This window comes from Bacillus sp. EKM420B (assembly GCF_011065565.1).
In the GTDB taxonomy this organism is placed as follows: Bacteria; Bacillota; Bacilli; order Bacillales; family Bacillaceae; genus Bacillus; species Bacillus velezensis.
The window spans coordinates 1-233 of sequence record NZ_JAAMNX010000074.1 but is presented as its reverse complement, the minus strand read 5'-3'; the positions used below and the strand labels follow the sequence as shown (position 1 = coordinate 233).

General features: G+C 47.6%; 1 protein-coding gene. It reads left to right on the top strand.

Annotated elements, in window-relative coordinates:
- Nucleotides 1-233 (top strand): sigma-70 domain-containing protein (locus tag G9F48_RS19595; protein ID WP_274596872.1); only part of this gene is annotated, 233 nt, incomplete at both ends.

Genomic DNA, 233 nt, shown 5'->3' with positions numbered 1-233 from the left:
ATCCCGGTTCACATGGTGGAAACCATCAACAAATTAATCCGGGTGCAGCGTCAGCTTCTTCAGGATCTTGGCAGAGAGCCGACACCGGAAGAGATTGCTGAAGACATGGATCTTACGCCTGAAAAAGTCCGTGAAATATTAAAAATTGCTCAAGAGCCTGTTTCTTTAGAAACGCCGATCGGTGAAGAAGACGACTCACATCTCGGTGACTTCATCGAAGACCAGGAAGCGAC